1 protein-coding gene and 2 rRNA genes are annotated in these 1099 nt (G+C 42.3%); 2 read left to right on the top strand and 1 reads right to left on the bottom strand.

All coding sequences use genetic code 11. The annotated features are described in order from the left end of the window. Positions 1 to 281 (top strand): 23S ribosomal RNA (locus tag BMZ22_RS04420); the annotation flags it as partial. Positions 282 to 353: 72 nt separating this feature from the next. Next, a 5S ribosomal RNA gene (rrf, locus tag BMZ22_RS04415) occupies positions 354 to 469 on the top strand. 157 nt (positions 470 to 626) lie between these two features. On the opposite strand, the gene BMZ22_RS16870 is transcribed toward rrf, so the two are convergent. Further along, positions 627 to 788 carry a hypothetical protein gene (locus BMZ22_RS16870; RefSeq protein WP_218144019.1) on the bottom strand — a complete coding sequence of 54 codons (162 nt, stop codon included), beginning with the start codon at positions 786 to 788 and terminating at the stop codon, positions 627 to 629. Positions 789 to 1099: the final 311 nt, after the last annotated feature.

The raw sequence follows: 1099 nt of genomic DNA, 5'->3' as shown, positions 1-1099 counted from the left end.
CGTGGGCGCAGGAAGTCTGAGAGGCGCTGTCCTTAGTACGAGAGGACCGGGATGGACACACCGCTGGTGTACCAGTTGTTCCGCCAGGAGCACAGCTGGGTAGCTACGTGTGGCAAGGATAAGTGCTGAAAGCATCTAAGCATGAAGCCCTCCTCAAGATGAAACTTCCCATCACGTTAAGTGAGTAAGATCCCTCAGAGACGATGAGGTTGATAGGTCCGAGGTGGAAGCGTGGCGACACGTGGAGCTGACGGATACTAATCGATCGAGGACTTAACTAACCCACAACCACGTTGAATGTCGACTAACGCTCTTATTTAGTTTTCAGGGTACAATCTTTATATAATAAAAGGTCTGGTAGCGATAGCGGAGAGGTCACACCTGTTCCCATGCCGAACACAGAAGTTAAGCTCTCCAGCGCCGATGGTAGTTGGGGTCTAATCCCTGCAAGAGTAGGACGCCGCCAGGCATTTTTGAAAAGTTGATTTCATAATTTGAAGTCAGCTTTTTTATTATTGCATAATACTGGTTGTTTATTGTGAGAACATCCCATTCAGTAAAAAGAACGTGAATAAATTTTTAAAAAAGCGCATCTCGAATTGAGTGCGCTTAATTTTTGTCTGTGTTTAATTTTGCTGGTTCCCATTATTCATTTGAGAGACCAGGGGAGCCGCTTGCTGTATAGCCTGTCCAAAATTTTGATTGTTTCTTGTCATGCTATAATAAGTTGCAGCTCCAACTCCTACAGAAGCGATTAATGGCAGCCACATGCTGTTGTTATTTTGCATATTGAACATTCAGATTCATCCTTTCTTTTATGGGTTTTCAAGTCATTCTTAGTTTATCAGTTGCGCATTAAAAAATGTGAGGTATCAAATGCCAGTTTTAAGTGCCAGCATAATTACTGTGAGAGATACTTTTTATTAAAAAGAGTGGGGTTAAAGGGAGTAATGGAAAAAGACGAATGGGGACTGTCGAAAACTTGAGACAGTCCCCATTCAAAATATGTTCCGGAAGATCAAAATATGTTCCGGAAGATCAAAATATGTTCCGGAAGATCAAAATATGTTCCGGAAGATCAAAATATGTTCCGGAAGAT

The organism is Lentibacillus persicus (genome assembly GCF_900112705.1).
Taxonomy (GTDB): Bacteria; Bacillota; Bacilli; order Bacillales; family Amphibacillaceae; genus Lentibacillus; species Lentibacillus persicus.
Note: the sequence above shows the minus strand (reverse complement) of the source record. Positions and strands in the feature narration are given on the sequence as shown.

What these genes read in the sequence shown, in the direction of transcription:
- BMZ22_RS16870 (WP_218144019.1), bottom strand. Translation starts at nt 788, where the DNA reads ATGCAAAATAACAACAGCATGTGGCTGCCATTAATCGCTTCTGTAGGA.